This is a genomic window from Enterobacter sp. LM3, assembly GCF_046622475.1.
GTDB lineage: Bacteria > Pseudomonadota > Gammaproteobacteria > Enterobacterales > Enterobacteriaceae > Enterobacter > Enterobacter cloacae_P.
In genome coordinates, this window is record NZ_JBJURN010000010.1 from 36,483 (window position 1) to 61,227 (window position 24,745).

25 protein-coding genes are annotated in these 24,745 nt (G+C 53.9%); 19 read left to right on the forward strand and 6 right to left on the reverse strand.

Going from position 1 to position 24,745, the window contains the following annotated elements; genetic code table 11:
• The first annotated feature begins 9 nt into the window (after nt 1-9).
• The 11 genes from mutL (at nt 10) to rlmB (ending at nt 12,438) form a co-directional block, all read left to right on the forward strand.
• Nucleotides 10-1,854: a DNA mismatch repair endonuclease MutL gene (mutL, locus tag ACJ9N4_RS12610; RefSeq protein ID WP_411500527.1), complete on the forward strand. Its 1,845-nt coding sequence runs from the start codon at nt 10-12 to the stop codon at nt 1,852-1,854.
• Entirely contained in the window at nt 1,847-2,797 is a 951-nt protein-coding gene (gene miaA / locus ACJ9N4_RS12615) for a tRNA (adenosine(37)-N6)-dimethylallyltransferase MiaA (protein ID WP_182273486.1), read from the forward strand. The genes mutL and miaA overlap by 8 nt, the downstream gene beginning before the upstream one ends.
• Before the next feature lie 85 nt (nt 2,798-2,882).
• Nucleotides 2,883-3,194, forward strand: a complete 312-nt coding sequence (gene hfq, locus ACJ9N4_RS12620; protein WP_182273487.1) for an RNA chaperone Hfq — start codon at nt 2,883-2,885, stop codon at nt 3,192-3,194.
• Between the two features lie 74 nt (nt 3,195-3,268).
• Nucleotides 3,269-4,549, forward strand: coding sequence for a ribosome rescue GTPase HflX (hflX, locus tag ACJ9N4_RS12625; protein ID WP_023310136.1), 1,281 nt, complete (start codon nt 3,269-3,271; stop codon nt 4,547-4,549).
• Nucleotides 4,550-4,605: 56 nt separating this feature from the next.
• A complete protein-coding gene (gene hflK / locus ACJ9N4_RS12630) occupies nt 4,606-5,868 on the forward strand; it encodes an FtsH protease activity modulator HflK (RefSeq protein ID WP_182273489.1) in 1,263 nt (420 codons plus the stop codon).
• Nucleotides 5,869-5,870: 2 nt separating this feature from the next.
• A complete protein-coding gene (gene hflC, locus ACJ9N4_RS12635) occupies nt 5,871-6,875 on the forward strand; it encodes a protease modulator HflC (protein ID WP_182273490.1) in 1,005 nt (334 codons plus the stop codon).
• A 71-nt stretch (nt 6,876-6,946) separates the two neighbouring features.
• The gene (locus ACJ9N4_RS12640; RefSeq protein WP_182919292.1) at nt 6,947-7,144 is read left to right on the forward strand and encodes a DUF2065 domain-containing protein; all 198 of its coding nucleotides are present in this window, start codon (nt 6,947-6,949) and stop codon (nt 7,142-7,144) included.
• 104 nt (nt 7,145-7,248) lie between these two features.
• Nucleotides 7,249-8,547 carry an adenylosuccinate synthase gene (locus ACJ9N4_RS12645; protein WP_006178975.1) on the forward strand — a complete coding sequence of 433 codons (1,299 nt, stop codon included), beginning with the start codon at nt 7,249-7,251 and terminating at the stop codon, nt 8,545-8,547.
• 193 nt (nt 8,548-8,740) lie between these two features.
• Nucleotides 8,741-9,166 carry a nitric oxide-sensing transcriptional repressor NsrR gene (gene nsrR / locus ACJ9N4_RS12650; protein WP_014068620.1) on the forward strand — a complete coding sequence of 142 codons (426 nt, stop codon included), beginning with the start codon at nt 8,741-8,743 and terminating at the stop codon, nt 9,164-9,166.
• Between the two features lie 38 nt (nt 9,167-9,204).
• A complete protein-coding gene (gene rnr / locus ACJ9N4_RS12655) occupies nt 9,205-11,640 on the forward strand; it encodes a ribonuclease R (RefSeq protein ID WP_182273492.1) in 2,436 nt (811 codons plus the stop codon).
• Nucleotides 11,641-11,706: 66 nt separating this feature from the next.
• Nucleotides 11,707-12,438: a 23S rRNA (guanosine(2251)-2'-O)-methyltransferase RlmB gene (gene rlmB / locus ACJ9N4_RS12660; RefSeq protein WP_182273493.1), complete on the forward strand. Its 732-nt coding sequence runs from the start codon at nt 11,707-11,709 to the stop codon at nt 12,436-12,438.
• Nucleotides 12,439-12,516: 78 nt separating this feature from the next.
• Here rlmB and ACJ9N4_RS12665 read toward each other — a convergent pair whose 3' ends face one another.
• The gene (locus tag ACJ9N4_RS12665; protein WP_182273494.1) at nt 12,517-13,806 is read right to left on the reverse strand and encodes an MFS transporter; all 1,290 of its coding nucleotides are present in this window, start codon (nt 13,804-13,806) and stop codon (nt 12,517-12,519) included.
• Between the two features lie 193 nt (nt 13,807-13,999).
• Between ACJ9N4_RS12665 and ACJ9N4_RS12670 the strand changes: the two genes are divergently transcribed.
• Entirely contained in the window at nt 14,000-15,622 is a 1,623-nt protein-coding gene (locus ACJ9N4_RS12670; RefSeq protein WP_182273495.1) for an isovaleryl-CoA dehydrogenase, read from the forward strand.
• 86 nt (nt 15,623-15,708) lie between these two features.
• Here the strand turns inward: ACJ9N4_RS12670 and yjfN are convergent, their stop codons facing one another.
• Nucleotides 15,709-15,984, reverse strand: coding sequence for a DUF1471 family protease activator YjfN (gene yjfN, locus ACJ9N4_RS12675; RefSeq protein WP_182273496.1), 276 nt, complete (start codon nt 15,982-15,984; stop codon nt 15,709-15,711).
• Nucleotides 15,985-16,132: 148 nt separating this feature from the next.
• On the reverse strand, nt 16,133-16,462 hold the full coding sequence (gene bsmA / locus ACJ9N4_RS12680; RefSeq protein WP_182273497.1) for a biofilm peroxide resistance protein BsmA: 330 nt from the start codon (nt 16,460-16,462) through the stop codon (nt 16,133-16,135).
• A 137-nt stretch (nt 16,463-16,599) separates the two neighbouring features.
• Here bsmA and yjfP point away from each other — a divergent pair, with 137 nt between their 5' ends.
• Nucleotides 16,600-17,331 (forward strand): esterase, encoded by a 732-nt coding sequence (gene yjfP, locus ACJ9N4_RS12685; protein ID WP_182273498.1) that lies wholly within the window; start codon nt 16,600-16,602, stop codon nt 17,329-17,331.
• On the opposite strand, the gene ulaR is transcribed toward yjfP, so the two are convergent.
• On the reverse strand, nt 17,328-18,083 hold the full coding sequence (gene ulaR, locus ACJ9N4_RS12690) for an HTH-type transcriptional regulator UlaR (protein WP_182273499.1): 756 nt from the start codon (nt 18,081-18,083) through the stop codon (nt 17,328-17,330). The genes yjfP and ulaR overlap by 4 nt on opposite strands.
• 111 nt (nt 18,084-18,194) lie before the next feature.
• Entirely contained in the window at nt 18,195-19,259 is a 1,065-nt protein-coding gene (gene ulaG, locus ACJ9N4_RS12695) for an L-ascorbate 6-phosphate lactonase (protein ID WP_010427455.1), read from the reverse strand.
• Nucleotides 19,260-19,618: 359 nt separating this feature from the next.
• Between ulaG and ulaA the strand changes: the two genes are divergently transcribed.
• Genes ulaA through ACJ9N4_RS12725 form a run of 6 tightly spaced genes read left to right on the forward strand, consistent with a single transcriptional unit; the run spans nt 19,619 to nt 24,026 of the window.
• Nucleotides 19,619-21,019, forward strand: a complete 1,401-nt coding sequence (gene ulaA / locus ACJ9N4_RS12700; protein WP_182273500.1) for a PTS ascorbate transporter subunit IIC — start codon at nt 19,619-19,621, stop codon at nt 21,017-21,019.
• 12 nt (nt 21,020-21,031) lie between these two features.
• Nucleotides 21,032-21,337 carry a PTS ascorbate transporter subunit IIB gene (gene ulaB, locus ACJ9N4_RS12705; protein ID WP_182919293.1) on the forward strand — a complete coding sequence of 102 codons (306 nt, stop codon included), beginning with the start codon at nt 21,032-21,034 and terminating at the stop codon, nt 21,335-21,337.
• Nucleotides 21,338-21,346: 9 nt separating this feature from the next.
• Nucleotides 21,347-21,814 carry a PTS ascorbate transporter subunit IIA gene (ulaC, locus tag ACJ9N4_RS12710; RefSeq protein ID WP_182273501.1) on the forward strand — a complete coding sequence of 156 codons (468 nt, stop codon included), beginning with the start codon at nt 21,347-21,349 and terminating at the stop codon, nt 21,812-21,814.
• A 12-nt stretch (nt 21,815-21,826) separates the two neighbouring features.
• Nucleotides 21,827-22,477 carry a 3-keto-L-gulonate-6-phosphate decarboxylase UlaD gene (gene ulaD, locus ACJ9N4_RS12715; protein WP_008502901.1) on the forward strand — a complete coding sequence of 217 codons (651 nt, stop codon included), beginning with the start codon at nt 21,827-21,829 and terminating at the stop codon, nt 22,475-22,477.
• A gap of 9 nt (nt 22,478-22,486) precedes the next feature.
• Nucleotides 22,487-23,353, forward strand: coding sequence for an L-ribulose-5-phosphate 3-epimerase (locus ACJ9N4_RS12720; protein ID WP_182919294.1), 867 nt, complete (start codon nt 22,487-22,489; stop codon nt 23,351-23,353).
• Nucleotides 23,340-24,026, forward strand: coding sequence for an L-ribulose-5-phosphate 4-epimerase (locus tag ACJ9N4_RS12725; protein ID WP_182919295.1), 687 nt, complete (start codon nt 23,340-23,342; stop codon nt 24,024-24,026). Before ACJ9N4_RS12720 ends, ACJ9N4_RS12725 begins: the two co-directional genes overlap by 14 nt.
• A 140-nt stretch (nt 24,027-24,166) precedes the next feature.
• Here the strand turns inward: ACJ9N4_RS12725 and yjfY are convergent, their stop codons facing one another.
• Nucleotides 24,167-24,442, reverse strand: a complete 276-nt coding sequence (gene yjfY, locus ACJ9N4_RS12730) for a DUF1471 family protein YjfY (RefSeq protein WP_182273504.1) — start codon at nt 24,440-24,442, stop codon at nt 24,167-24,169.
• Nucleotides 24,443-24,745 lie beyond the last annotated feature (303 nt).

Below are 24,745 nucleotides of genomic sequence, written 5' to 3' on the forward strand. Positions count from 1 at the left end.
GGAGAATTCATGCCGATTCAGGTTCTACCGCCGCAGCTTGCGAACCAAATCGCCGCCGGTGAGGTGGTGGAACGTCCTGCATCGGTGGTGAAAGAGCTGGTAGAAAACAGCCTTGATGCGGGCGCAACCCGCATTGATATTGATATCGAACGTGGTGGCGCAAAGCTTATCCGCATACGTGACAACGGCTGTGGCATCAAAAAAGACGAGCTGGCGTTAGCGTTGGCGCGTCATGCCACCAGTAAAATTGCCTCGCTTGACGATCTGGAAGCGATTATTAGCCTCGGTTTTCGCGGTGAGGCGCTGGCCAGTATCAGTTCTGTTTCCCGTTTAACGCTCACCTCCCGCACGGCTGAACAGCAGGAAGCCTGGCAGGCTTATGCTGAAGGGCGTGATATGGACGTGACGGTCAAGCCTGCGGCTCATCCTGTCGGTACCACGCTGGAAGTATTAGACCTGTTCTACAACACTCCCGCCCGGCGCAAGTTTATGCGTACCGAGAAGACCGAATTTGGCCATATTGATGAGATTATCCGCCGTATCGCGCTGGCGCGTTTCGACGTTACCATCAATCTCAGCCATAACGGCAAGGTGATGCGTCAGTACCGCGCGGTGGCGAAAGGCGGGCAGAAGGAGCGCCGCTTAGGCGCTATCTGCGGAACACCGTTCCTGGAAAATGCGCTGGCCATCGAGTGGCAGCATGGCGATTTGGCCCTGCGCGGCTGGGTTGCCGATCCAAACGCAAGCAGCGCCGCATTTGCTGAGATCCAGTATTGCTACGTAAATGGTCGTATGATGCGTGACCGTCTGATTAACCACGCCATTCGTCAGGCGTGTGAAGACAAGCTGGGCGCGGATCAGCAGCCCGCGTTTGTGCTCTATCTGGAGATCGACCCGCATCAGGTTGACGTGAATGTCCACCCTGCCAAGCACGAAGTTCGTTTTCATCAGTCACGTCTGGTGCATGATTTTATCTATCAGGGAGTGCTGAGCGTCTTGCAGCAGCAGGTTGCACCGACGCTGCCGCTGGAAAATGAGGTTCAGGTACCGCGTCCGTTGCCGGAAAACCGGGTAGCGGCGGGGCGTAACCATTTTGCTGAACCTGCTGTTGCACGCGAACCGGCAGCGCCGCGTTTTTCATCGACGGAGAGCGCACCGCGCCCAACCGGAGCGAACTATCCGAACGCCCAGCCCGGCTATCAAAAGCAGCAAGGGGCATTGTACCGTAAATTGCTGGATACTCCGGCTGTGGAGCGTAAGGCACACATTGAGGTGCCGACGTCTTCCCTGGAAGGCCATAGTCAGAGTTTTGGGCGGGTACTGACGATTGTTGCTCCTGACATGGCATTACTTGAACGTGATGGCAGGCTGGTGCTGTTGGCCTTACCGGTAGCGGAGCGTTGGCTAAAACAGGTGCAGCTCACGCCGGGGGAAAATGCGGCCTGCGCACAGCCGTTGTTGATCCCGGTCCGGCTAAAAATATCCCCTGAAGAAACAAAGGTATTACAGCGTGTAGAAGCGCAGCTTGCCCGGATGGGTATTGAAATCGTACTGGAAGCACAGCATGTGACAATTCGTGCAGTGCCTTTACCCTTACGCCAACAAAATTTACAAAACTTGATTCCTGAACTGATAGGCTACCTGGCGCAGCAAACTACGTTTGATGCGGCCAATACCGCGCAGTGGATCGCCCGCCATCTGGCAAGCGAACACGCACCGTGGAGCATGGCGCAGGCGATTACCGTGCTGGCGGAGGTTGAACGCCTTTGCCCGCATCTGGTGAAAATGCCGCCGGGTGGATTATTACAACCTGTTGATTTACAAACGGCGATGACCGCCCTGAAACATGATTGACGTAAGCAAGGCGAGCCTGCCTAAGGCGATTTTTTTAATGGGGCCAACGGCCTCCGGCAAAACGGCGTTAGCCATTGAGTTACGTAAAGTTTTGCCTGTAGAGTTGATTAGTGTTGATTCCGCCCTCATCTATCGGGGAATGGACATCGGCACGGCGAAGCCAGACGCAGAAGAACTGCGCGCGGCACCGCATCGTTTGCTGGATATTCTTGACCCGGCTCAGGCTTACTCCGCAGCGGACTTCCGCCGCGATGCCTTAGCCGAAATGGCCGAGATAACGGCGGCGGGACGTATACCGCTGTTGGTTGGCGGAACCATGCTCTATTTCAAGGCGTTGCTGGAAGGGTTATCACCACTGCCATCTGCGGATCCGGAAGTCAGAGCAAAAATTGAGCAGCAGGCAGCAGAGCAGGGATGGGACGTTTTGCATCAGCAACTGGCGAAGATTGATCCCGTTGCCGCAGCACGTATTCATCCAAATGATCCGCAAAGGCTTTCCCGGGCACTGGAAGTTTTTTTCATTTCGGGTAAAACTTTAACGGAACTGACGCAAACGTCAGGAGACGCTCTGCCGTATCAGGTGCATCAGTTCGCCATCGCCCCGGCGAGCCGTGAACTGCTCCATCAACGAATTGAGCAGCGTTTTCATCAGATGTTAGCTTCAGATTTTGAAGCAGAAGTGCGGGCGCTTTTTGCCCGTGGAGATTTGCATACGGATATGCCTTCCATTCGTTGTGTGGGATACCGCCAGATGTGGTCGTATCTTGAAGGTGAGATTTCATACGATGAAATGGTTTATCGAGGTGTTTGCGCCACAAGACAGTTAGCGAAGCGCCAGATTACCTGGTTACGCGGTTGGGACGGTGTTCACTGGTTAGACAGTGAAAAACCGCAACAGGCGCTAAACGAAGTGATTGAGGTTGTTGGTGATATCGCTCACTGAATGTGTACAATTGAATCGTATCGTGCGCAATTTTTCAGAATCGCAAGGTTCTAAGTACAAAACAAGCATATAAGGAAAAGATAGAATGGCTAAGGGGCAATCTTTACAAGACCCATTCCTGAACGCATTGCGTCGGGAACGTGTTCCAGTTTCTATTTATTTGGTGAATGGTATTAAGCTGCAAGGTCAGATTGAATCTTTCGATCAGTTCGTGATCCTGTTGAAAAACACGGTCAGCCAGATGGTTTACAAGCACGCTATTTCTACCGTTGTTCCGTCTCGTCCGGTATCTCATCACAGCAATAACGCTGGCGGCGGCACGGGTAGTAACTACCATCATGGCAGCAGCGCGCAGGGTTCTTCAACTCCAGCGCAGGACAGCGAAGAGAACGAATAAGGTCTCTGGCTGTTATCCACACGGGGAGCCAGGGATCCTGCGTTCCCCGCTGATCATTTTTGAGGGGTTTACGCTTGTTTGACCGTTATGATGCCGGTGAGCAGGCGGTGCTGGTACACATCTATTTTTCGCAAGACAAAGATATGGAAGACCTCCAGGAGTTTGAATCTCTGGTCTCTTCCGCCGGTGTCGAAGCAATGCAGGTGATTACCGGTAGCCGTAAAGCGCCGCACCCAAAGTATTTTGTTGGTGAAGGTAAAGCAGTTGAAATTGCGGATGCCGTAAAAGCAACCGGTGCGTCAGTCGTGTTGTTTGATCATGCGCTGTCTCCGGCTCAGGAGCGTAACCTTGAAGCGCTTTGCGAATGCCGTGTCATCGATCGCACAGGATTGATTTTAGATATTTTTGCTCAGCGCGCGCGTACCCACGAAGGGAAGCTGCAGGTTGAGCTGGCGCAGTTGCGCCATCTGGCAACGCGGCTTGTGCGTGGCTGGACCCACCTTGAAAGACAAAAGGGCGGGATTGGTTTGCGCGGTCCGGGTGAAACCCAGCTCGAAACCGACCGCCGTTTGCTGCGTGGCCGTATTACCCAGATCCTTTCGCGTCTGGAAAGAGTCGAAAAACAGCGTGAACAAGGGCGTCGGGCGCGAACAAAAGCCGACATCCCGACGGTGTCGCTGGTGGGGTATACCAACGCCGGTAAATCCACCCTGTTTAACCAGATTACTGAGGCCCAGGTGTATGCCGCAGACCAATTGTTTGCGACCCTGGATCCTACGTTGCGTCGTATTGACGTTGCCGACGTCGGTGAAACCGTTCTGGCGGATACCGTAGGGTTTATCCGTCATTTGCCGCATGACCTGGTGGCGGCGTTCAAAGCCACCCTGCAGGAGACGCGACAGGCGACCCTGCTGCTGCACGTGATTGATGCTGCAGACGTGCGCGTGCAGGAGAACATCGACGCGGTAAACGTGGTGCTCGAAGAGATCGACGCTCACGAAATTCCAACGCTGTTGGTGATGAATAAGATCGATATGCTGGACGATTTTGAACCGCGTATCGATAGAGATGAAGAGAACAAACCGATTCGGGTCTGGCTTTCTGCCCAGACCGGTATTGGCGTGCCACTGCTTTTCCAGGCTTTGACAGAACGTCTTTCCGGTGAGGTAGCTCAGCACACGCTGCGATTGCCGCCACAGGAAGGCAGGCTGCGCAGCCGGTTTTATCAGCTTCAGGCGATAGAAAAAGAGTGGATGGAGGATGACGGCAGCGTGGGGATGCAGGTGCGTATGCCGATCGTTGACTGGCGTCGCCTCTGTAAACAAGAACCTGCACTGGTCGACTATATCGTCTGATCGGAAAGGGGATGCCTGAATAATTCGCCCTTGCATAACAAATATGGAGCATATACATGGCGTGGAATCAGCCCGGTAATAACGGACAAGACCGCGACCCGTGGGGAAGCAGCAATAATCAAGGCGGCAACTCTGGGGGAAATGGCAACAAAGGTGGTCGCGAGCAGGGGCCGCCGGATCTGGATGATATCTTCCGCAAGCTCAGCAAAAAGCTGGGTGGTCTTGGCGGAGGTAAAGGTTCTGGCTCGGGTGGAAATTCCACTCAGGGGCCGCGCCCGCAAATGGGTGGCCGCGTGGTGGGCATTGTTGCCGCTGCCGTGGTGATCATCTGGGCTGCCACCGGGTTCTACACCATTAAAGAAGCAGAACGCGGTGTGGTCACCCGTTTCGGTAAGTTCAGCCATCTGGTTGAACCGGGTCTGAACTGGAAACCGACCTTTATCGACGATGTGACCGCAGTGAACGTGGAGTCTGTCCGTGAACTGGCGGCCACCGGCGTAATGCTGACCTCTGACGAAAACGTGGTGCGCGTTGAGATGAACGTACAGTACCGCGTGACCGATCCTGAACGTTATCTGTTTAGCGTAACCAGCGCTGATGACAGCCTGCGCCAGGCGACCGATAGCGCACTGCGTGGCGTGATTGGTAAATACACGATGGACCGTATCCTGACCGAAGGTCGTACCGTTATTCGTAGCGATACCCAGCGTGAGCTGGAAGAGACCATTCGTCCGTACAACATGGGTATTACCCTGCTGGACGTCAACTTCCAGGCAGCCCGTCCGCCGGAAGAGGTGAAAGCCGCGTTTGATGATGCGATTGCCGCTCGTGAAAACGAACAGCAGTACATCCGTGAAGCGGAAGCGTACACCAACGAAGTTCAGCCACGTGCTAACGGTCAGGCACAGCGTATTCTTGAAGAAGCGCGCGCGTACAAGACCCAGACTGTCCTGGAAGCGCAGGGTGAAGTGGCTCGTTTCGCGAAGATCCTGCCGGAATATAAAGCCGCGCCGGAAATTACCCGCGAGCGTCTCTATATCGAGACGATGGAAAAAGTGCTGAGCCATACGCGTAAAGTGCTGGTTAACGACAACAAAGGTGGAAACCTGATGGTTCTGCCGTTGGATCAGATGCTGAAAGGCGGTTCTGCTCCGGCAGCGAAGGCTGACACCAGCGGTGCCAACAACCTGCTGCGTCTGCCACCTGCATCATCCAGCAGCTCAAGCGCAACAACCACGCCTTCTTCGAACGATGGTGACATTATGGACCAACGCCGTGCTAACGCGCAGCGTAACGACTACCAGCGTCAGGGGGAATAAGGATGCGTAAGTCAGTTATTGCGATCATCATCATCGTACTGGTCGTACTTTATACCTCTATCTTTGTCGTGAAAGAGGGTGAGCGTGGGATTACCCTGCGTTTTGGTAAAGTTCTGCGCGACAGCGAGAACAAACCGCTGGTCTATGCGCCAGGCCTGCACTTTAAAATCCCACTGATTGAATCAGTGAAAACGCTCGACGCTCGTATCCAGACGATGGATAACCAGGCTGACCGTTTCGTGACCAAAGAGAAGAAAGACCTGATCGTTGATTCCTACATCAAATGGCGTATCAGTGATTTCAGCCGCTACTACCTGGCAACGGGCGGTGGTGACGTTTCTCAGGCGGAAGTGCTGCTGAAACGTAAGTTCTCTGACCGTCTGCGTTCTGAGATTGGTCGTCTGGATGTGAAAGACATCGTGACCGACTCCCGTGGTCGTCTGACCCTGGAAGTGCGCGATGCGCTGAACTCCGGTTCTGCGGGTACAGAAGACGAAGTCTCTACCCCGGCAGCAGATGATGCGATTGCCAAAGCGGCTGAGCGTGTTCAGGCTGAAACCAACGGCAAAGTGCCGGTGATTAACCCGAACAGTATGGCGGCACTGGGTATCGAAGTGGTCGATGTGCGTATCAAGCAGATCAACCTGCCAACGGAAGTGTCTGAGGCGATTTACAACCGTATGCGCGCTGAGCGTGAAGCGGTTGCCCGTCGTCACCGTTCACAGGGCCAGGAAGAGGCTGAAAAGCTGCGTGCTGCGGCGGATTACGAAGTGACCAAGACGCTGGCTGAATCTGAGCGTCAGGGCCGTATTCTGCGCGGTGAAGGTGATGCCGAAGCGGCGAAGCTGTTTGCCGATGCATTCAGCCAGGATCCGGACTTCTATGCCTTTATCCGTAGCCTGCGTGCATACGAGAATAGCTTCCAGAGCAACCAGGATGTGATGGTGCTCAGCCCGGACAGCGATTTCTTCCGTTATATGAAGACGCCAGCTAACGCAACGCGATAAACTCAGGCTCGTTTGAGTATTCAAACCACCGCTCTCTACGGAGCGGTGGTTTTCTTTTATAAGGAACCAAAATGAATTCAACGATCTGGCTGGCACTGGCGCTCGTTTTAGTCCTTGAAGGGCTGGGGCCGATGCTTTATCCACGCGCCTGGCGTCGTATGATCGCCACCATGAGCCAACTTCCGGATAATATTTTGCGTCGATTTGGCGGTGGTCTTGTGGTTGCAGGTATCGTTGTCTACTACATGTTGAGTAAAACGATTGGCTGATCAAAAAGTGGTCGGATTTGGCATGTTTTAAGGTCAAAAAGTGCTGTATATCTGAAAAAGCGGTGGTAGAATCCATTTTTAAGCAAACGGTGATTTTGAAAAAAATGGGTAACAACGTCGTCGTACTGGGCACCCAATGGGGTGACGAAGGTAAAGGGAAGATTGTTGATCTTCTGACTGAACGGGCTAAATATGTTGTACGCTATCAGGGCGGTCACAACGCAGGCCATACTCTCGTAATCAACGGTGAAAAAACCGTCCTCCATCTTATTCCATCAGGCATTCTTCGTGAAAACGTCACCAGCATCATCGGTAACGGCGTTGTGCTGTCTCCTGCTGCGCTGATGAAAGAGATGAAAGGCCTGGAAGACCGTGGTATCCCGGTTCGCGAGCGTCTGCTGCTCTCCGAAGCCTGCCCACTGATCCTTGATTATCACGTTGCACTCGACGTCGCGCGTGAAAAAGCACGTGGCGCGAAAGCGATCGGTACCACCGGTCGTGGCATCGGCCCGGCTTACGAAGACAAAGTTGCACGTCGCGGTCTGCGTGTGGGCGACCTGTTTGATAAAGCGACCTTCGCTGAAAAACTGAAAGAAGTGATGGAATATCACAACTTCCAGCTGGTGAACTTCTACAAAGCGGACGCTGTTGACTACCAGAAAGTGCTGGATGACGTCATGGCGATTGCTGACATCCTGACCGGTATGGTTGTTGATGTTTCCGATCTGCTGGACCAGGCGCGCAAGCGTGGCGATTTCGTCATGTTTGAAGGTGCGCAGGGTACGCTGCTGGACATCGACCACGGTACCTATCCGTACGTAACCTCCTCTAACACCACCGCTGGTGGCGTGGCGACTGGCTCTGGCCTGGGCCCACGTTATGTGGACTACGTTCTGGGTATCATCAAAGCTTACTCCACTCGCGTGGGTGCAGGTCCATTCCCGACCGAGCTGTTTGATGAAACCGGCGAGTTCCTGTGTAAGCAGGGTAACGAGTTTGGCGCGACCACCGGTCGTCGTCGTCGTACCGGCTGGCTGGATGCGGTTGCAGTGCGTCGCGCAGTGCAGATCAACTCCCTGTCTGGCTTCTGCCTGACCAAGCTGGACGTGCTGGACGGCCTGAAAGAAGTAAAAATCTGCGTAGGCTACCGTATGCCAGATGGCCGCGAAGTGACCACCACTCCGCTGGCTGCTGACGACTGGGAAGGCATTGAGCCAATTTACGAAACGATGCCAGGCTGGTCTGAAACGACCTTTGGTGTGAAAGAGCGTAGCGGCCTGCCGCAGGCGGCGCTGGATTACATCAAGCGTATTGAAGAACTGACTGAAGTGCCGATCGATATTATTTCTACCGGCCCGGATCGTACTGAAACGATGATCCTGCGCGACCCGTTCGACGCATAATCTTCGTTACTGCTGGCCTGCGGGGAAACCTGCAGGCCGGTTAAGCGTCGCGCCATCCGGCGAACGCTCTCTGATACCCGCTTTTTCGCCCCGTCTGTCAAATAAATTAGCCGCTAACTATCTGGCTGGTTTATCATCATTAATGAATATCTCTGCGGTTTGACCGCGCTTTCCCTTTTTTCCTGAGGTTGATGTGCAGTTAACAAGTTTCACCGATTACGGCTTACGTGCGCTGATTTACATGGCGTCGTTACCCGATGGGAAAATGACCAGTATCTCTGAGGTGACAGAGGTCTACGGTGTGTCCCGTAATCATATGGTCAAAATAATCAATCAACTTAGTCGCGCCGGATATGTGGCTGCCGTCCGCGGGAAGAATGGGGGGATCCGTCTCGGTAAACCGGCGCAGAGTATTCGCGTTGGCGATGTGGTTCGAGAACTGGAGCCGCTGTCTCTGGTGAATTGCAGCAGCGAGTTCTGCCACATTACCCCCGCTTGCCGCCTGAAACAGGCGCTTTCTAAGGCTGTGCAAAGTTTTCTCAAGGAACTGGATAACTACACGCTGGCCGATTTGGTTGAAGAGAATCAACCGCTTTATAAATTATTGCTGGTGGAATGAAGAAAATTTCCACCGGAGCTGACAACGGAGGAACCGACATGTCACACGATCCTTTCCAGGAACGCGAAGCCGAAAAATACGCGAATCCTATTCCCAGCCGTGAGTTCATCATTGAACACTTAACAAAACGCGAAAAACCCGCCAATCGTGAAGAACTTGCCGTTGAATTAAACATTGAAGGTGAAGAGCAAACTGAAGCCCTTCGCCGTCGCCTGCGTGCGATGGAGCGCGACGGGCAACTGGTCTTTACCCGCCGTCAGTGCTACGCGCTGCCAGAACGTCTCGACCTGCTGAAAGGTATGGTCATTGGTCACCGTGATGGCTATGGCTTCCTGCGCGTGGAAGGCCGTAAAGACGATCTGTACCTCTCATCCGAACAGATGAAGATGTGTATGCATGGCGATCAAATCCTGGCGCAGCCGCTGGGTGCCGATCGTAAAGGTCGTCGTGAAGCGCGCGTGGTACGCGTGCTGGTGCCGAAAACCAGCCAGATTGTAGGCCGCTACTTTACCGATGCGGGTGTGGGCTTTGTGGTACCGGACGACAGCCGTCTGAGTTTTGATATTCTGATCCCGCCTGAAGAGGTGATGGGCGCACGTATGGGCTTTGTGGTGGTGGTTGAGCTCACCCAGCGTCCAACCCGTCGTACCAAAGCGGTGGGTAAAATCGTTGAAGTGCTGGGCGACAACATGGGTACCGGCATGGCCGTCGATATGGCGCTGCGTACGCATGAGATCCCATACATCTGGCCAAAAGCGGTTGAAGAGCAGATCGTTGGCCTGAAGGAAGAAGTACCAGAAGAGTCCAAAGCGGGCCGTGTGGATCTGCGCGACCTGCCGCTGGTGACGATTGATGGTGAAGACGCCCGCGACTTCGATGATGCCGTTTACTGTGAGAAAAAACGCGGTGGCGGCTGGCGTCTGTGGGTTGCTATCGCCGATGTAAGCTATTATGTCCGCCCGCACACCCCGCTGGATAATGAAGCGCGCAGCCGCGGTACGTCGGTTTACTTCCCGTCTCAGGTGGTGCCGATGCTGCCGGAAGTGCTCTCCAACGGCCTGTGCTCCCTGAACCCGCAGGTTGACCGTCTGTGTATGGTCTGCGAGATGACCGTCTCTACCAAAGGTCGTTTAACCGGTTACAAGTTCTACGAAGCGGTGATGAGCTCTCACGCACGTCTGACCTATACCAAAGTCTGGCATATGCTGCAGGGCGACCAGGATCTGCGTGAACAATATGCGCCGCTGGTTAAACACATTGAAGAGTTGCATAACCTCTATAAAACGCTGGATCAGGCGCGCGAAGAGCGCGGTGGGATCTCGTTTGAAAGTGAAGAGGCGAAATTTATCTTCAACGCTGAACGTCGCATTGAACGTATCGAGCAGACCCAGCGTAACGATGCGCATAAGCTGATTGAAGAGTGTATGATCCTGGCGAACATCTCGGCGGCACGTTTCGTTGAGAAAGCCAAAGAGCCTGCGTTGTTCCGTATTCACGACAAACCGTCGACGGAAGCCATCACTGCATTCCGCTCTGTTCTGGCAGAACTCGGTCTGGAGTTGCCTGGCGGTAACAAGCCGGAGCCGCGTGATTATGCCGAGTTACTGGAGTCCATTGGCGATCGTCCTGACGCAGAAATGCTACAGACGATGCTGTTGCGCTCCATGAAGCAGGCGATTTACGATCCAGAGAACCGTGGTCACTTCGGCCTGGCGCTGCAGTCTTATGCACACTTTACCTCGCCAATCCGCCGTTATCCTGACCTTTCCCTGCACCGTGGGATTAAATATCTGCTGGCGCAGGAACAGGGCCACAAAGGGAACAGCACTGAAACTGGCGGCTACCATTGTTCGATGGAAGAGATGCTGCAGCTGGGTCAACACTGTTCTATGACCGAACGCCGTGCTGATGAAGCAACGCGCGAAGTCTCTGACTGGCTGAAATGTGACTTTATGCTGGATCACGTTGGTAGCGTCTTTAAAGGCGTGATTGCCAGCGTGGCCGGATTTGGTTTCTTCGTCCGTCTGGACGAGCTGTTTATCGATGGTCTGGTGCATGTATCGACTCTGGATAACGACTACTACCGTTTCGACCAGGTCGGGCAGCGCCTGATTGGCGAATCCGGTGGCCAGACCTATCGTCTTGGCGATCGTGTTGAAGTGAAGGTTGAAGCCGTCAATATGGACGAGCGAAAAATCGACTTCAGCCTGATCTCCAGCGAACGTGGCCCGCGTAACGTGGGTAAAACGGCGCGTGAAAAGGCGAAAAAAGGCGGCAATGCGGGCGGTAAACGTCGTCAGGCCGGTAAGAAGGTGAACTTCGAGCCAGACAGCGCCTTCCGTGGCGAGAAGAAACAGAAGCCGAAGGCTGCGAAGAAAGAGGCCCGAAAAGCGAAAAAGCCATCGTCTAAAACGCAGAAAATTGCCGCTGCCACCAAAGCAAAGCGCGCAGCAAAGAAAAATCAGGCGGAGTAAATTCTCCCCTCACCCTGACCCTCTCCTCAAAGGGGAGAGGGGAAATGCACATTATGAGAACCATCAATGAGTGAAATGATTTACGGCATCCACGCGGTGCAGGCCCTGCTGGAGCGCGCACCGGAGCGTTTTCAGGAAGTCTTTATTCTGAAAGGGCGTGAAGATAAACGTCTGATGCCGCTGATCCACGCGCTGGAAGCGCAGGGCGTGGTGATCCAGCTGGCGAACCGCCAGTTCCTGGATGAGAAAAGTGAAGGTGCGGTTCACCAGGGGATCATTGCCCGCGTGAAGCCGGGTCGTCAGTATCAGGAGAACGATCTGCCGGATCTGATCGCCACGCTGGATAACCCGTTCTTCCTGATCCTGGATGGCGTGACCGATCCACACAACCTCGGCGCGTGTCTGCGTAGCGCCGATGCGGCGGGCGTACACGCCGTGATCGTGCCGAAAGATCGCTCCGCTCAGCTGAACGCAACGGCGAAGAAAGTCGCCTGTGGCGCGGCGGAAAACGTTCCGCTGATCCGTGTAACCAACCTGGCGCGCACCATGCGTCTGCTGCAGGAAGAGAATATCTGGATCGTCGGGACTGCCGGTGAGGCGGATCATACGTTGTACCAGAGCAAAATGACCGGCCGTCTGGCGCTGGTGATGGGTGCAGAAGGCGAAGGTATGCGTCGCCTGACCCGTGAACACTGCGATGAGCTGATCAGTATTCCAATGGCTGGCAGCGTCTCATCCCTGAACGTGTCTGTCGCAACGGGCATCTGCCTGTTTGAAGCGGTGCGTCAGCGCGGGTAAACAGAAAGGCCGTCCTGATGACGGCCTTTAGTGTTTTCGCTCTCTCCCATCGGGAGAGGGCATCAGACGGTGGTCAACTCACTCTTCCAGCGATCGCAAATGATCATCTTTCCTCAGCGTCATCAGCGCCACCATACTCACCACCGCCGTTGCCATGACGTAGTAAGCCGGAATATCCAGGTTGCCCGTCTCTTTGATCAGCCCGGTAATAATCAACCCGGCACAGCCAGAGAAGAGGGCGTTCGACAGGGAGTAAGCCAACCCAAGCCCGGTATAGCGTACCCGTGTCGGGAACATCTCCGACAGCATCGCAGGCCCTGGCCCTGCCAGCATTCCCACCAGGCCACCCGCAACCAACACCACGAGCGCTTTCACCGCCAGCGTGCTGGACTCTGCCTGCAGAATTTTCAGCAGCGGCAGGGCGAGGATCAGCAGTAATGCAGTGGCGATAATCATCACCGTACGGCGTCCGATCCTGTCACTCAGGATCCCCGATGGCATAATGGTGAGTGCAAAACCGATGTTAGAAATTACTGCAATCAACAGCGCCTGGTTGAATCCGGTATGTAATGCAGATTGCAGGTAAGTGGGCATAATCACCAGATAGGTATAACCCGCGGCAGACCAGACCATCACGCGTCCAATCCCCATCACGATGGCTTTGAGCGTGGCGGCAGTATCGGCCTGAGCGATGGCCGGTTTTTCCTGCTGGTGGACAAAGCTTGGTGTCTCTTCCATGCTCACTCGTAACCACAGGGCAACAACCCCCATCGGGATTGCCAGGAAGAACGGAATGCGCCAGCCCCAGTCGTGCAGAGCGTCGGGTGTGAGCAGCGTGGAAAGGAGCGCGACCACGCCAGCCCCCGCGAGCAGTCCCAGCGCGACGGTGAAGGACTGCCATGCTCCGTAGAGCCCTCGCTTGCCGCGCGGTGCGAACTCTGTCATCAGCGAAACGGCTCCCCCGTATTCACCCCCGGCAAACAACCCCTGTAGTATACGAAGCAATGTGATAATCAGCGGTGCAGCAATACCGATGCTGGCGTAGACCGGCACCATGCCGATGGCGGCAGTGGCCAGCGTCATCAACACCAGCACAATAATCAGGGTAGGTTTTCGGCCAATACGGTCGCCAATACGGCCAAATACCACCGCGCCCAGCGGGCGAAAGAAGAAAGCGATGGCAAACGAAGCGTAGGTGAGGATCAGGCTGGTCAACCCCGATTCCCCTTCGAGCTGGAAGAAGTTTTTCGCAATGACGGTCGCCAGAAAACCGTAAACCGCGAACTCATACCATTCGATGAAGTTACCAATGGAGCCAGCAATTAACGCGCGCTTGTGCGCATCCGGCGCACGGTGGGAAGGTTGCATAACGTGCCTCGCAGAATAAAGTAAGAATAAATTATTCAACAAAACGGAATGTATGAAATAGTTTATTCTTGTGTTCTGTGAGCTATTTCACGAATGATATCAGCGGGATCGCCAGCGTGTGACTCCACTCCCATGCAGTGTGAGCGTGGTCTGTCCATACTTACCTTCATTGCCACTGAAGGAGGGACACAGCATGCACTGGCAGACGCATACCGTTTTTAATCAACCCGTACCGCTTTCGAACAGCAACCTTTTTCTCTCTGATTGCGCACTGCGCGATGCGGTGATACGTGAGGGTGCTGGCTGGGATGTTGAGCTTCTCGCCAGCATCGGGCAACAGTTAGGGACGGCTGAGTCACTGGAGCTGGGCAGGCTGGCAAACGTCAACCCGCCGGAGCTGCTACGTTATGACGCCACCGGGGAGAGGCTGGACGACGTTCGTTTTCACCCGGCGTGGCATTTGCTGATGCAAGGTCTCTGTGCCAACCGGGTACACAACCTGGCGTGGGAAGAGGAGGCGCGGAAGGGATCATTTGTCGCCCGGGCTGCGCGTTTTATGCTCCACGCCCAGGTGGAAGCAGGCACGCTTTGCCCCATCACCATGACCTTTGCCGCCACACCGCTGTTGCAACAGTCGCTGACTGGCGATTTTCGTCACTGGCTCACGCCATTACTGAGCGATCGTTACGATCCACATTTTTCTCCCGGTGGGCAGAAGCGTGGCCTGTTGATTGGTATGGGGATGACGGAAAAGCAGGGCGGCTCGGATGTGCTCAGCAATACCACCAAAGCGGAAAAGTGCAGTGACGGCAGCTATCGGCTGGTGGGGCATAAATGGTTTTTCTCCGTGCCGCAAAGTGATGCACACCTGGTGCTGGCGCAGGCGAAAGGTGGGTTGTCCTGCTTTTTTGTCCCGCGCTTTTTACCTGACGGGCAACGTAACGCCGTACGCCTGGAGCGTCTGAAAGATAAGCTGGGTAACCGCTCTAACGCCAGCAGTGAAGTGGAGTTTCTTGATGCCTCCGGATGGTTGTTAGGGGAGGAGGGGGAAGGGGTTCGGCAGATCCTCAAAATGGGGGGACTCACGCGGTTCGACTGTGCGCTGGGTAGCCACGGATTGATGCGCCGGGCACTATCCGTGGCGCTGTACCATGCCCATCAGCGGCAGACATTTGGTAAGAACCTTATCGAGCAGCCATTAATGCGCGATGTACTGAGCCGTATGGCGCTGGTGCTGGAGGGGCAAACGGCACTGTTATTCCGCCTTGCCCGCGCGTGGGATAAGCGCGCCGATGCACAAGAGGCGGCCTGGGCGCGGCTTTTCACCCCGGCGGCGAAATACAGCGTGTGCAAAGCGGGGATCCCCTTTGTGGCAGAAGCGATGGAGGTGTTGGGGGGGATCGGCTATTGCGAAGAGAGTGAGCTTCCCCGTTTGTACCGGGAGATGCCGGTTAACAGTATCTGGGAAGGCTCAGGCAATATCATGTGTCTGGATGTTCTGCGCGTGCTGGCGAAGCAACCGGGCATTCTTGAGCTGCTCACTGACGATTTTGCCCAGGTAAAAGGACAGGACAGACACTTCGATCGCTGCTGGCGGCAGCTTCAGCAAAAACTGCGTAAACCACAGGAGGCACAGGGCAGAGAGATCGCTCAGCAGATCTTTTTACTGGGAGCCGGGAGCCAGATGCTGCGGTACGCATCACCACCAGTGGCGCAGGCGTGGTGCCGTATGATGCTGGACAACCGTGGCGGTTCGCTTATGAGTGAACAGGTGCAAAATGACCTGTTGTTACGCGCCACGGGCAGAGTCGGCTAGCGTCAACCTGGCTCACGTGTTGTTGATGATTTTCTTGATTTACAAATACGAAAAGCCACTCAAAAAGTGGCTTTTATCTGGAGGAATTAAACATAGAGGATAGCTTGTACCCGCCAATGGTCGACATGGTTGTCTTCCTGCATCTGGATGATGCGATACCAGGAAGCGCCCTGTTCATCAGCTTTTAATGCAACGACACGTTCAACGTCTTGCGGGCTCCCCGAAATATTATTGACGGAGATGAGGCCAATTTCATTCAGGCCAGTCACGCAATCAGCACTGGCGAATTCAGCTGATTGTGCGGTTGTGCTCACAAGGCCAGCTGAGAGCAACAAAGAGGTCAAAGCAAGAGTTCGTTTCATCGTCAGCTCCATTTCACATGTCTCCGGTATCCGCCGGGCACTCCTTTGCAAATAAACTCACTTCCATTGTTGCGGGCATGGAGTTTATTGTGGACAGGAAAATATCTATGGACGCAAAGCAGTGTAAATGTCGTTCAAATTATGACCTTCACTTACGGTACAAAATTGCCTGTGAGTACCACTGTCCCGTAATGATGGTTTCGTCGATCATAATGATGACGTAATAATCTGCTTTGGCGGCGACGGCTTGTGCTTCAATTGCTTCTTCCGCGTCATCCGGGGAACCGCGAACCAGCGCGGAGACGGTACCCATACGTTGTAATCCTTCCGTCTGATTACGACGAATTTCCTGCGGGTGATCGGCTACAGGGGGAGCGGGTTGCGGCGTTCCCTGCAGCGCACTACAGCCACCGAGCAGAGACACCAGCAATAAAGCAGCAAGCCTGTGCATAACCATATCTCGTTTCCTGATAGACATAGTGTAGTTGTCTGTGAATTTAGTTTTAGGGGAATGTTCCCGAAGTGTTATCTGGGGCGTAAATTTCGAATGAAAATATCGTGAAAGCGTAACCCAGTTCTCAACATTATGAATCATTCATTAGCACAGGATCGACAATGATTGAACTTGAAACACGCCGCCTCGGTGACCATGAAATATTACACGCAATACCGGCAGGGAAAAGTGAGCAACCGCTACCTGTTGTGGTTTTTTATCATGGGTTTACTTCATCAAAGCTGGTCTATAGCTATTTTGCGGTGGCGTTGGCACAGGCTGGGTTTCGTGTCGTCATGCCGGATGCTCCTGACCACGGTGCGCGGTTTACGGGCGATGAGCAGGCACGGCTGGGGCAGTTCTGGCCAATCCTTTACGGTAGTCTGACCGAGTTTGCCGGGTTGCGTGATGCGCTTTATCAGGCCGGTCTGGTGGCCGACGATCGTCTGGCAGTGGCCGGGGCTTCGATGGGCGGGATGACAGCGCTTGGGATCATGACGCATCACCCCGAAGTGAAATCCGTGGCCTGCCTGATGGGGTCGGGCTATTTCACCTCACTGTCACAGACGTTGTTTCCACCACCAGTGCAGGACGGTACTGAAGCCTTGCTGGCATCACTGGCGGAGTGGGACGTCACCCGGGCATTACCGCGCCTGGCTGAACGTCCATTACTGTTGTGGCATGGTGGCGCAGACGATGTGGTTCCCGCTGTCGAAACCTTCCGTTTACAGCAGGCGCTACAACGCGAAGGTCTGGACGGCAATCTGACCTGCCTGTGGGAAACTGGGGTTCGGCATCGTATTACGCCGACGGCGCTGGATGCCACCGTCGACTTTTTTCGCCAGCACCTTTAAACGCGCAGAACAGTGACACCCTGGGCTTCCAGCTTCTGGAGGATCTCCGGGTTGGCATTTTTGCCGGTGATTACCATGTCTATCTGTTCAGCCCGGCTGAACAGCATGCCTGCGCGTTCACCTACTTTGCTGCTGTCTACCAGCACAACGAGCTTGCCCACCACGTTGAGCATATTTTGTTCCGCCATTGCGGTCAGCATATCGGTTTTATACAACCCATCAGCGGTCAGACCTTTACCGCTGGTAAACATCCAGTGCCCGGCATAGAGGCTGTTTTCGCTGTCCTGCGGGCTGAGGGTGATGGACTGGCTCTTATTGTACTGCCCCCCCATAATCACCACGCTTTCATGTTCCTGGTCGATGAGATAGTTGGCGAGTGGCAAATAATTGGTGATGATTTGCACCGGCTTCCCACACATCTCCCGGCCCAGAAGAAACGCCGTGGAGCCGCAGTTGATGACCACGCTCTCACCGGGATTCACCAGCTGTGAGGCGGCTCTGGCAATCCGCACTTTTTCATCGTGGTTTTGTGCCTGATGGATGTTCATCGGCGTCCAGCGGGGGCGCTGCTGGCTGATGGCTTCCGCGCCGTTGCGGACTTTTTTCAGTTTGCCGCTTTCATCCAGCTTGTTGATATCCCGCCGTGCCGTCGCCGGGGAGATCCCTAAACGTTCGATCACTTTCTCGACGGTGACAAACCCTGTTTGCGCCAGGAGTTCCAGTAAAATTTGATGCCGTTGCGCTTCCGTCATGAGCTATTCCGATAAGAATTGATTTGAAAAGATGATATTTGAAATAGCGTGAGATTACTAAAATAAATATGAAATCGCCAGACACTCAGGTCTGGCGATTTGGCTTCACAATCAGAGGAATGACTTGAACGGCAGGTCTGGCTCAATGGTGAAGCAATCATCGAAGCCCCGAGGGTAGTGGTACTCGAGATTGTCCTTATCCAGCGGCCAGGTGAACTTGCCCCCCACCTGCCAGATAAACGGCTTGAAGCCATACTTCAGGCGGTCTTTTTTCATCTCCCACAGTACGCGGATTTCCTGTGGATCGGCCTGGAAGTTTGACCAGATATCGTGGTGGAACGGGATCACGACTTTGGTGTTCAGCGCTTCCGCCATGCGCAGCATATCGGCGCTGGTCATCTTGTCCGTAATGCCGCGCGGGTTCTCGCCGTAGGAGCCCAGCGCCACGTCGATCTGATGCTCGTTACCGTGCTTCGCGTAGTAGTTGGAGTAGTGAGAGTCACCGCTGTGGTACAGGGAACCACCAGGCGTTTTGAACAGGTAGTTCACCGCACGTTCGTCCATCCCATCTGGCAGCACGCCAGCGGCTTTCTGGTCGGCAGGCAGGGTAATCAGTGCGGTACGGTCAAAGGCATCCAGCGCGTGGATTTCAATGTCTTTGATTTTCACTACGTCGCCTGGTTTCATCACAATGCAACGCTCTTTTGGTACACCCCAACCGATCCATAAATCGACGCAGGTCTGCGGCCCAATGAACGGTACATCGTCAGCGCAGTTTTGCATGACGGCTGCTGCCACGTTTACATCAATGTGATCGTTGTGATCGTGGGTAGACAGCACGGCATCAATCTGACGAATGGCAAAGGGATCAAGGACAAATGGCGTGGTACGCAGGTTGGGCTGAAGTTTTTCAACGCCCGCCATACGCTGCATCTGATGGCCTTTTTTCATCAACGGATTGCCGTGGCTCTGTTTGCCCGTTCCGCACCAGAAATCGACGCAAATATTCGCGCCACCTTCTGATTTCAGCCAGATCCCCGTACAACCCAGCCACCACATTGCAAAGGTGCCAGGAGCGACCTGTTCCTGCTCAATCTCTTCATTCAGCCAGCTACCCCATTCCGGGAAGGTGCTCAGAATCCATGATTCACGGGTGATGGTGTTCACTTTACTCATCGTTTGACTCCTGGTTTTAATCAAAAGTAATCACATTGTGATTTGTTGTGATTCAATGCTGTCACCCTTTTATCGGGTTTGCAATGGGTAAATTGCGTAATTTTACCCTGCTAACCTCACGGAAAATCTGCATAAACCTTGTTAGACTTACGGCTATAAAGTATTAACTAAATGAATTATATAGAATAATTTATTGTTTTTATGCGGTAGTGAAAATCATTACTAACAATATGGAAATAATTTGCGTGATACGTCACAAATAATCAAATGCAATCTTGTGATGATTATTTGTGATTAATAGAGTGATGGCACCAACCACACAGGGATTGCCCCTCGTGTTCTCATTTCTGGAGAGAGTTATGGAGATCCTCTACAACGTCTTTACCGTGTTCTTTAATCAGGTAATGACTAACGCCCCGCTTTTGCTGGGTATTGTGACGTGTCTGGGTTACATCCTGCTGCGTAAGAGCGTCAGCGTTATTATCAAAGGCACGATCAAAACCATCATTGGTTTCATGTTGTTGCAGGCAGGTTCAGGCATTCTGACCGGCACGTTTAAGCCAGTGGTCGCCAAAATGTCGGAAGTGTATGGCATCAACGGCGCGATCTCTGACACCTATGCATCCATGATGGCCACCATCGATCGTATGGGAGATGCCTATAGCTGGGTGGGGTACGCCGTCCTGCTGGCGTTGGCGCTGAACATCATTTACGTTCTGCTACGTCGGATTACCGGCATTCGAACCATCATGCTGACCGGCCACATTATGTTCCAGCAGGCGGGGCTGATTGCGGTTTCTTTCTATATCTTCGGTTACCCAATGTGGACCACGATTATCTGCACTGCGGTGCTGGTGTCGCTCTACTGGGGGATCACCTCCAACATGATGTACAAGCCAACGCAGGACGTGACCGACGGCTGCGGCTTCTCCATCGGCCATCAGCAACAGTTTGCTTCCTGGATTGCCTATAAAGTTGCGCCATATCTGGGTAAGAAAGAAGAGAGTGTTGAAGATCTTAAGCTACCTGGCTGGCTGAATATCTTCCACGACAACATCGTCTCAACGGCGATTGTCATGACCCTCTTCTTCGGTGCCATTCTGCTCTCCTTCGGCATTGACGTGGTGCAGGCGATGGCGGGTAAAACCCACTGGACTATCTATATCCTGCAGACCGGCTTCTCCTTCGCGGTGGCGATTTTCATCATCACCCAGGGCGTGCGCATGTTCGTTGCCGAACTGTCCGAAGCCTTCAACGGTATTTCTCAACGCCTGATTCCCGGTGCCGTACTGGCCATTGACTGTGCGGCGATTTATAGCTTTGCACCAAACGCCGTGGTCTGGGGCTTTATGTGGGGCACTATCGGTCAGCTGATTGCGGTTGGCATCCTGGTGGGCTGCGGCTCTTCCATTCTGATTATTCCTGGCTTTATCCCGATGTTCTTCTCCAACGCCACCATTGGTGTCTTTGCTAACCACTTTGGTGGCTGGCGTGCGGCACTCAAGATTTGTCTGGTGATGGGGATGATTGAAATCTTCGGCTGCGTATGGGCGGTTAAGCTCACGGGCATGAGTGCCTGGATGGGCATGGCTGACTGGTCAATTCTGGCACCGCCGATGATGCAGGGCTTTGTCTCCATCGGACTGATCTTTATGGCCGTCATTATCCTGATTGCCCTGGCTTATATGTTCTTCGCCGGTCGCGCGCTGCGAGCCGAAGAAGATGCAGAAAAACAAACAGCAGAAGTTTCTGCTCACTAAGGAGTGTTGATTATGACCGTACGTATTCTGGCTGTGTGTGGCAATGGGCAAGGAAGCTCCATGATCATGAAAATGAAAGTGGATCAGTTTTTAACCCAGTCAAACATTGACCACACGGTGAACAGCTGCGCAGTGGGTGAATACAAAAGTGAACTGAACGGCGCAGATATCATCATCGCCTCTACTCATATCGCCGGTGAGATCACCGTGACGGGCCATAAATATGTCGTGGGTGTGCGCAACATGCTATCGCCAGCGGATTTTGGTCCAAAACTGCTGGAAGTGATCAAAGAACACTTCCCACAAGACGTGAAGTAAGGACGCCATATGAAACTACGTGATTCGCTGGCAGACAATAACTCCATCCTTTTACAGGCAGAGGCCAGCACCTGGCAGGAAGCGGTAAAACTGAGCGTGGATCTGCTGGTTAAGGCTGACGTTGTCGAGCCGCGTTATTACCAGGCCATTCTTGATGGCGTTGCGCAGCATGGCCCTTACTTTGTGATTGCACCGGGCCTGGCAATGCCGCATGGCCGCCCGGAAGAGGGCGTCAAAAAAACGGGCTTCGCCCTGGTGACGCTGAAAACGCCCCTGGTGTTCAACCACGAAGATAACGATCCGGTCGACATCCTCATCACGATGGCCGCCGTCGATGCCAATACCCACCAGGAGGTGGGCATCATGCAGATCGTCAATCTGTTTGATGATGAAGCCAATTTTGACCGTTTACGTGCCTGCCGTACCGCGCAGGACGTGCTGGATTTAATTGATAACGCCACTGCGGCGGCAGTTTAAGAGGAATTGAAAATGTCATTACCAATGTTGCAGGTTGCACTGGATAACCAGACGCTGTCTCACGCTTACGAAACCACCCGCCTGATTGCGGAAGAAGTCGATATTATTGAAGTGGGTACCATCCTCTGCGTGGGTGAAGGCGTGCGCGCTGTGCGCGATCTGAAAGCGCTTTATCCGCACAAAATCGTGCTGGCGGATGCCAAAATTGCTGACGCGGGCAAAATCCTCTCTCGTATGTGCTTTGAAGCCAATGCTGACTGGGTCACCGTGATTTGCTGTGCAGATATCAACACCGCCAAAGGCGCACTGGATGTGGCAAAAGAGTTCAATGGTGACGTCCAGATTGAACTGACCGGCTTCTGGACCTGGGAACAGGCACAGGAGTGGCGCGATGCGGGTATCCAGCAGGTGGTGTACCACCGTAGCCGCGATGCGCAGGCCGCCGGTGTTGCGTGGGGAGAAGCAGATATCAGCGCCATCAAACGTCTGGCCGATATGGGCTTCAAAGTCACCGTAACGGGGGGGCTGGCGCTGGAAGATCTGCCGCTGTTCAAAGGCATTCCCATTCACGTGTTTATTGCCGGTCGTAGCATCCGTGATGCCGCGTCTCCGGTAGAAGCGGCGCGTCAGTTCAAACGTTCAATCGCTCAGCTTTGGGGCTAAGGAGCGGGTATGTTGTCAAAACAGGTCCCGCTTGGCATCTATGAAAAGGCACTCCCTGCGGGGGAATGTTGGCTGGCGCGGCTGCAGCTGGCAAAACAGCTGGGTTTCGACTTTGTCGAAATGTCCGTAGATGAGACGGACGATCGTCTCTCTCGGCTCGACTGGAGCCGTGAACAGCGCCTGGCACTGGTGAGCGCTGTTGCTGAAACGGGCGTGCGTGTTCCTTCCATGTGCCTCAGCGCTCACCGCCGTTTTCCTCTCGGGAGTGAAGATGATACCGTGCGGGCTCAGGGGCTGGAGATCATGCGTAAAGCCATTCGCTTTGCGCAGGATGTCGGTATCCGTGTGATCCAGCTTGCCGGGTATGACGTTTATTACCAGGAAGCCAACGATGAGACGCGTCGACGTTTTCGCGACGGCCTGAAAGAGAGCGTCGACATGGCCAGCCGCGCGCAGGTGACGCTGGCGATGGAGATTATGGATTACCCGTTAATGAACTCTATCAGCAAGGCTCTGGGTTATGCCCATTACCTGAATAACCCGTGGTTCCAGCTTTACCCTGATATCGGCAACCTGTCGGCATGGGATAATGACGTACAGATGGAGCTTCAGGCGGGTATCGGGCATATCGTGGCGGTACACGTCAAAGATACGCGTCCTGGCGTTTTCAAAAATGTTCCGTTCGGCACCGGGGTGGTGGATTTCGAACGGTGCTTCCAGACGCTCAAACAGACCGGTTATTGCGGGCCTTACCTGATTGAGATGTGGAGCGAAACGTCGGACGACCCGGCAGGTGAAGTGGCGAAAGCACGGGACTGGGTGCGCGAGCGTATGGCGCGGGCAGGGTTGATGGAGGCCGAAGATGCGACAGCTTAAGCAGCAGGTGTTTGAGGCCAATATGGATCTTCCCCGCTATGGTCTGGTGACGTTCACCTGGGGCAACGTCAGCGCTATCGATCGTGAGCAGGGGCGGGTTGTGATTAAGCCCAGTGGCGTGGCGTACGAGACCATGACAGTCGACGATATGGTGGTGCTGGATCTCGAAGGTAATGTTGTTGACGGTAACTGGCGTCCTTCTTCCGATACGGCCACCCATCTGGCGCTGTACCGGCGTTATCCGTCGCTTGGCGGTGTTGTGCATACCCACTCCACGCATGCCACTGCCTGGGCGCAGGCAGGGCTGGCGATCCCGGCACTGGGAACAACGCATGCGGACTACTTCTTTGGTGATATTCCCTGCACGCGCGCGCTAGCGCAGGCGGAAGTGGAAGGTGAGTACGAGCTCAACACCGGTAAGGTCATTATCGAAACGCTGGCTGAACGTGAGCCGCTGCATACGCCGGGCATTGTGGTGTATCAGCACGGCCCGTTCGCCTGGGGAAAAGATGCTCATGACGCCGTACATAATGCGGTCGTCATGGAGGAAGTGGCACGAATGGCGTGGATTGCCCGCGGTATTAACCCACATCTTCAGGGGATTGATGATTACCTGATGAACAAGCATTTCATGCGTAAGCATGGTCCAAATGCCTACTACGGGCAGAAGTGAATAAGTGCTCTGGAATACCAAAACAGTTGTAACCGGTGGTATTTCAGAGCCATTCGCAAAAAAAAAGCCCCCGGGCAGGGGGCAAGTCAAACTATGGCTATATTCTCTTTGTTGGCTTTCCTGGTGCTAGCGTTAAAGCGTTATCGGTAAATATCTGCACTGGCGTGCATATTGCCGTTGCTGCCAGGCTCACGCATCAGTATGACGTGATAGTATGTTGCACCCTGCGCATCGGTTTCTTCATTAATTGCCTGATCTGCTTCACTTTCAGTGGCGAAATTATGATTGATGTAGATTACGCCTAAGCTTTGCACATCATCCATGTTTCTGGCCTGTCGGCCGTCTATCTTGATGGCTGCCATTGCGTTTGCACTGAGCAATAGCGCAGCCATAATGGCGATTGCGATTTTTTTCATGATATACGCTCCACGACTGCGTGCTGTGTGACGGTTTATTGCTCTCCTTTTTTCTTCAGATGGGCTCTGATTAAAGTGTAATCGCTTATCAGATGCGGATAAGTGACCATTTCTGATGCAGTTGTTCAAAAAAACAACGCTTCCTGATGTGATTAATTTTAAATCATCCAGTTAGGGTCACTTTGCGCTTTGTGCGAATTTTTTGCGCAATCAGCTTGAGTTTCCAGGGTCACGCAAGTATTATGACGCGTCAATTTTTCAGCCGACCTTTAACACGTTCCTTGCCTCCCCGGGCCTCGGCTG